5 protein-coding genes are annotated in these 6,469 nt (G+C 70.4%); 4 read left to right on the forward strand and 1 reads right to left on the reverse strand.

Features of this window, described 5'->3' with window-relative positions:
* The first annotated feature begins 290 nt into the window (after positions 1-290).
* Entirely contained in the window at positions 291-1,112 is an 822-nt protein-coding gene (locus F6X51_RS08920; RefSeq protein ID WP_407658485.1) for a S1 family peptidase, read from the forward strand.
* Positions 1,113-1,264: 152 nt separating this feature from the next.
* Here the strand turns inward: F6X51_RS08920 and F6X51_RS08925 are convergent, their stop codons facing one another.
* Entirely contained in the window at positions 1,265-2,203 is a 939-nt protein-coding gene (locus F6X51_RS08925; protein ID WP_150962864.1) for a calcium-binding protein, read from the reverse strand.
* A gap of 565 nt (positions 2,204-2,768) precedes the next feature.
* Here F6X51_RS08925 and F6X51_RS08930 point away from each other — a divergent pair.
* From F6X51_RS08930 to F6X51_RS08940, 3 genes are all read left to right on the forward strand, one after another.
* Positions 2,769-3,443 carry a sensor histidine kinase gene (locus F6X51_RS08930; RefSeq protein ID WP_246696698.1) on the forward strand — a complete coding sequence of 225 codons (675 nt, stop codon included), beginning with the start codon at positions 2,769-2,771 and terminating at the stop codon, positions 3,441-3,443.
* 415 nt (positions 3,444-3,858) lie between these two features.
* Positions 3,859-4,545: a phytochelatin synthase family protein gene (locus F6X51_RS08935; RefSeq protein WP_150962865.1), complete on the forward strand. Its 687-nt coding sequence runs from the start codon at positions 3,859-3,861 to the stop codon at positions 4,543-4,545.
* Positions 4,546-4,747: 202 nt separating this feature from the next.
* The gene (locus F6X51_RS08940) at positions 4,748-6,217 is read left to right on the forward strand and encodes an FAD-dependent monooxygenase (RefSeq protein WP_150962866.1); all 1,470 of its coding nucleotides are present in this window, start codon (positions 4,748-4,750) and stop codon (positions 6,215-6,217) included.
* Positions 6,218-6,469: the final 252 nt, after the last annotated feature.

Here is a 6,469-nt window from a genome sequence, read left to right on the forward strand (position 1 = left end):
GATTCCAGCTATCATAAGATTGTGTTAAGTTTCGTTAGTTCTTATGATGTGCTTATTAATGCTTGACATCTTTCTATTCGTAGGCTGTCATTTATTGAATGTCTCCAGGATGTGCGGATATTTTTGCTCGGGATATTCTGGCAATCGCCATAGGATGATTCACCGTTCTGTCAGCTTGACCGGCCGACGCGAGGCAGGCCCTCCTCCGAGGAGGCCAGCCTCAGTCGCCGCCATGCGGGAGAGGAAGCGACGTGTTGATGCGGGTGTGCCGGAACGATCATCGGAGACGCGTGCCGTGCCCTCCCGGGCCGTGGCTGGCCGGATCCGTCGCGGCAATCCTGATCGCGATCTGTGCGGGTGCCGCGGTGGCGCGGGACGGGCGCGCGGTGGCCGCGCTCTATCCGCGCGACGGCCGCCGCGATCTCACCGGCTCGGACATGCGGCGCTATCCGGGCGCCGGCGCCCTCTATTGCCGGCGCAGCGACGGCATCCCGCAGAAGGCCGCCGCCGCGTGGCTGATCGGCGATCCCTCCATCGTGATGCTGAACGCCCACAACTTCCGGAACCGGCAAATGGAGAAGACGCGGGAGGTCGCCGACTGCTTCTTCCAGATCGCCGGGCGCAACTACGACTTCCTGCCGGATTCCCTGCGGCTCGGCACGGAGCCGACGGCGCGCGCGCTCCACATCACCGACGATTGGGCGATCCTGCGCCTCGCGACTCCGGCGGAGGGCGTCGCGGCGCAACCGCTGCCCGAGCCGCCGAGCCTGGCCGTCGGCCCGACCGATCTGTCCGTCGTCATGGTTTCACCGGCCGGCCATGAGAACTATCGCGGGCCGAGCAGCCTCGAATCCTGCCGGATCCGCCAGATCGATCCGCCGAGCGAGGACGGCATCCGTCGCGCCCGCCATGATTGCAACGACGGCTATGGCGGCTCGGGGTCCGGCCTGTTCGACGAAGCGGGACGATTGATCGCGATGCAAAGCGCGTCCCTGTCGATGAATTCCCGAAGAGACTTCGACGTGGACTTCCACTACGGGTCCGCGCTTCTGCTCGAGGGCGGTCTGCTCAAGGCGATCCAGAGCCTGACGCAGGCTGGCCGCAGGGACTGATCGGCGGGCGAGACGGCCCTGCCGGGAGCGATCACGAATCCCTTCGGATCGGGCCGCGTCTTCCGGACCTTGTTCCGAGGCCGAACCGGCCTCCATCCGGGAGGGACGCGCTCGGGGGGGGCCGGCCCGCGCCGGGCCGGGCCATCCCCCCGTCAGACGTACAGGACGCCGTCGCTCACGACCGTCCGGCCTTCGGCGGCGCCGAATTGCAGGTAGTGCTGGAGCGGGTTGAGGCCGGATGCCGCCACGTCCGGGTTGTCGGCGAGGTAGGCCCGTGTATCGAAGCGGCCGGACGGGTCCCGGCCCTCCCTCGCCCCGTACTCGAGATAGTGCTGAAGCGGATTGATGCCCGCCGCGCGCACGTCGGCGTAGGTCGCGAGATAGGCCTTCGTGTCGAAGAAGGCGTTCGGATCCCGCCCCTCGATCCGGCCGTTCGCCGCGAAATGCGCCTCGGCATCGATCTCCGCCGCGGCCACGTCGGGGTTCTGGCTCTGGTAGAACAGGTCGTCGACCAGTGGGTCACCGTCGTTCTGGCGAATGACAAGATCCCCGAACACGTAAGTCTCGACGGATCGCGCCTCGACGAAGATGTTGCCGACATCGCTCGCGTCGTCATCGTCGTCGTCGTCTCCGTCGCTCTCAACGGCAGCGCGTTCCGCCGGAGCATCGTCGTCGTCGTCGTCATCGTCGTCATCGTCGTCGCCGACGGGTTCGACGGGCGTATCGTCATCGTCGTCGAAGCTGCCCCTGGAGATCGTCGCGGCACTGCCCGCCGACAGGACGGTGAAACTGCTCAGCGGCGCATCGATGTTGAGGGTGTCGTTTCCCGCACCGCCATCGAACTGGTAGCTCGCTGATCTCAGATCCAGGGTGTCGTCGCCCGCGCCGCCGAAGAAGAATCCGGAGCCGTCGGTGATGTTCAGCGCGTCATTTCCACTTCCGGCCACGACGTTGAGGACGGTGTCTTCGTCGTCATCGCCGAAGAGGTTGATCACGTCGTCGCCGCCGTTGCCGTAGACCAGGCGCTCGTCATCCTCCGCCTCGAAGATGAACAGGTCTGATCCGGGCGTGCCTTGGATGATCTCGTCCATCGCTCTACCTGCAAACTTTATTGCAATTCAAAGTAGCAAGGTAGTTTCAGATCAGCGCGGTGTTAAGTGCGCAAACTCCCCAGCTGATTTTGCCAGATAATCCCGATCTACCTGGAAAATCCGGCCTGGCCCGCTCGGCCGGCCTGAGTCTCGGGAGCAGGGCGCCGCCGCGGCATGCGCGCTGTCTCCGGCGAACGTTTTCCGAAATCGATCGTCAGGACTGAGACTTCACCCCCGCCGTCAGGCGTGACCATGCCCGTCATCGACGGGTTCGGACTCCGAAGCGCGGGCGCGACGCCACCGTCTGGAACGAAGCCGTTGCCCGGCCGCTGTCAGGCCCGGAGGGACGTTACTTCCGGGAAACTACCACTTCAGAGATATGTCGCTAAACCTCCGTATAGTTACGCTTCGGCCCGCGACGCGGCATGGTTGAGCCTGCCTTCGAGAATCAATTTTTCAGGTTGTCTCAGAAGGTCGAGGACAGCAGATGCTTCAGGCCATGTCCGTCGAGGGCCCGTCCCTCTCGATCTCCGCGGGAACGGCAGCCGAGAGCGCTTGCGCAGCGATGTCGCGGCTGCTTGCGGTCGCGGGCCACGACCTCAAGCAACCGCTCCACGTCGCCATGTGGGCGATCGAGCGCGCCCTTCAGAGGAGCCGCGATCCCGAGGTCGCGGCCCGCCTCGACATCGCGGCAGGCGCGCTCCACCGGCTCGGATCGGAACTCGACGACCTCGCCCGCTCGTCGCAACTCCTCGACGGGCCGAGCGTCACGCACCGGACCATGCTTCTGGATCCGCTCCTCGCGGAGCTGGCAAGCCACTGGCAGGGCTACGCGAAATCCTACGGCATCACCCTTCGCTTCCGGCGGTCGAGCCTGGCCGTCGTGAGCGATCCTGCCCTGCTGATGACCATTCTGCGCAATTTGGTGGGGAACGCGATCAAGTATTCGCGCCGCGGCGGCACGGTTCTGGTCGGCTGCCGCCGCGTCGGCCGGCAGGTTGCGATCGAAGTCCATGACCGCGGCGACGGCATCCCCGCATCGCGGCTCGCGACCATGTTCGACGCCTTCGACCGTGCCGGCCGGGAACACGCGCAGCAGCCTGGGCTCGGCCTCGGTCTGACGATCGTGCGGCAGACCGCGCAGGTGCTGCAGCACGCCATCACGGTCCGCTCGCGCGAGGGTGTCGGCTCGATGTTCTCCGTGACCGTGCCGCGCGCGTCGCAGGAAGGCGCGGGCTGACCCGGCGCCGGCTGGCCTACGGGCCGGTCGTCCTCGATCGAGCAGAAGACCGCATCGCAGCGATCGGAACGCTGCGCTTCTCCGATCGGCCGAGAGGCGCGATCCTGCTGAGGCCCGTCGATCGCCGGGACGCTTGCCCGGGGCCTTGGGGCTGGGGAACCCGCGCGCCTCCGCGCAACGCGGGCCAACCCTGTCCGCCTCGGTCGGGAGGCCCCGCCTGCGGCGGAACCCCTCCCGCATGCCCGCACGGAGAATCCACGACCCTGAAGGCCGTCGCTGCACGCCGGGCCGCCGCGGCGCGTGGGCCCGGCGCCTGAACCGTCCGGGCGCGCACCGCCCCCCGGGCGGGGCTTGCCGGAGCCCCGTGTCCGGGGTCATCTCGGGCCCTGACGCCGCCTCCGGCCCGGGGCCAGGCATGAGACGCACGCGCGGTCCCGGTGGGATCGGTCTCGGTGGGATCGTTCTCGGCGCGGCTGCGGGCCTCGTCGGGCTCGCGGCCGCGGGGGCGCTGGTCGCGGCCCGGCACGCGGTCCCGACGGAGGCGATCGCGCGCGCCGTCATCCGCGAGCCTGCCGCCCTGGAGCGGGCGTGGCGCCTGCCGGCGGCCTCGGCCTTCGGCGGGTGGGTGACCTGGCAGTCGAACCCTTCGCTCTGCGGCCCGGCGAGCCTCGCCAACGTGCTCCGGTCCCTCGGCGAGCCGGCCGGGACGGAGGCGGCGGTGCTCGCCGGCACGGGCCGGTGCTGGAGCGGCTTCTGCATCCTCGGCCTCACCCTCGAGGAACTCGCCGAGATCGCCCGGGCGCGCACCCGCCGGTCCGTGAGCGTCCTGCGCGACCTCACGGCCGAGCAGTTCCGCGCGCATCTGCGGCTCTCGAACCGGGCGGACCGGCGCTACATCGTGAACTTCCGCCGAGCCGAGATCTTCGGCGCGGGGGCCGGCCACCACGCGCCGATCGGCGGCTATCTGGAGCCCGACGACCTCGTCCTCGTGCTCGACGTCAACGAGCGCTATCGCCCCTGGCTGATCGAGCGATCGCGCCTCTACGCGGCGATGAACACGCTCGACGGCGACCGGAGGCGGGGCCTCCTCCTGATCGAGTGACGCCGGGACCCGGCCGGGCGGACCGGCCCCCGGACCTGCGACGGGCCGGCCTTCGTCCCCCGGGACTTTGACGCGCACGCCTTCGGCGCGCAGAGTTCGTCGGCCGGACGGCGCCCGGCCGGCGCGGGCGTGGACGTGGGCGTGGGCGCGCGCCGCGCGAGGCGGACGCGGCCCCGGTGGCCGGGATCGAGGGAGATCCGTCATGACGGACAGTCTCATCGTCGGCGCGGGCCCGGTCGGCCTGACCCTGGCGTCGGAGCTGGCGCGCTACGGGATCGGCGTTCGCCTGATCGACCGCGCGCCCCGCGCCACCGAGACCTCGAAGGCGCTCGTGGTCTGGTCCCGCACCCTCGAGCTGATGGACCGGATGGGCTGCACGCGGGCGTTCCTGGAGGCCGGGCTCCGGGCGCAGGGCGCCTCCATCCGCAGCGGCGGGGCAATCCTCGGACGCCCGCGCTTCGACGACATCGCGAGCGCCTACAACTTCGCCCTGATGATCCCGCAGCGGGACACGGAGCGGCTCCTGGCCGCGCATCTCGGCACGTTCGGGGTCTCGGTCGAGCGGGAGGTGGAACTCACGGGCTTCACCGAGGCGGCGGACGGCGTCGAGGCGCGGCTCAGGCACGCCGACGGACGCGAGGAGACGGTGAGCACGCCCTGGCTGCTCGGCTGCGACGGCGCGCACAGCACGGTGCGGCACGGGCTCGGCGTCGCGTTCCGCGGGGAGGCGCAGGGGGACGACTGGCTCCTCGCCGATGTCCGCCTCGAGGGCGCGGGCGCACCGCCGCCGGACGAGATCGCCACCTACCTGCACCGCGAGGGGCCCTTCGTGATCTTCCCGATCCCGGGCGGGCGGGCGCGCATCATCGGGACGCTGGGCCGGTCGGACCCGGCCCGGCCGCGGCCGGAGCCCAATCTGGCGGACGTGCAGGCCCTGATCGAGCAGCGCGCCGGCGGCGGCTTCCGGGCGTGCGACCCCGTCTGGCTGACGAACTTCCGCATCAACGAGCGCAAGGTCGCCGAGTACAGCCGGGGGCGCGTCTTCCTCGCGGGCGATGCGGCGCATATCCACAGCCCCGCCGGCGGCCAGGGCATGAACACCGGCATGCAGGACGCCATCAACCTCGCCTGGAAGCTGGCGATGGTCGCGCGCGGCGGGGCCGCCGCGACCCTGCTCGACAGCTACGGCCCGGAACGGAGCGCCGTCGGCGACCTGGTGCTGCGCAATGCCGGCCGGCTGACGGACATGGCGACCCTGTCGCATCCGGCCGCGCAGGCGGCGCGCAACGCTGCCCTCCGCTTCCTGCTCGGCTTCCACGCGGTGCGGGACAAGATCGCGGCGACGATGGGCGAGACCGAGATCGCGTATCCGGCGAGCCCGCTCTCGCGCGGGCCGGGCGCCGGCGCGCGCTGGGATCCCGGCGACGACGACGGTCCGCCCCCGGGGGCCGGCCGGGAGCCGCGTTTCCTGCTCTACGCCGCCGACAGGGCGCGGGGCGCAGGTCTCGCCGCGCGGTTTCCCAGGCTCCTCGATCCCGATCCCCGGACCTCCCCGGATCCGTCGCGGCTCTTCCTCGTCCGGCCCGACGGCTATCGCGGCCTGTCGGCGCAGGCCGCCGCCTGGGACGAGGCGGAGACCTACCTGCGCGGCCTCGCGCCCGGCGGCCCCTGAAGCCTCCGCCGGACCACGCGGCCCCGGGGCGTGTCCGGGGATCCGGGGAGCGACGCCATCGGACCGGGTCCGGCGCGCGCATCCCCGCGGCGGCAATCCGCGGTGGCACGACGGGCGGGCAATGCGGGAGAACACGCCGGGAGGACACGCCGGGAGGACTCGGCCGGTCACCGCCGGACAGGAAGACTGTCAAAAAGCTTTGGAACGGGACCCCGGATCGGCGTGCAATTGGGACCCCTTCGCAAGCTGGGT

The organism is Methylobacterium planeticum (assembly GCF_008806345.1).
Taxonomy (GTDB): Bacteria; Pseudomonadota; Alphaproteobacteria; order Rhizobiales; family Beijerinckiaceae; genus Methylobacterium; species Methylobacterium planeticum.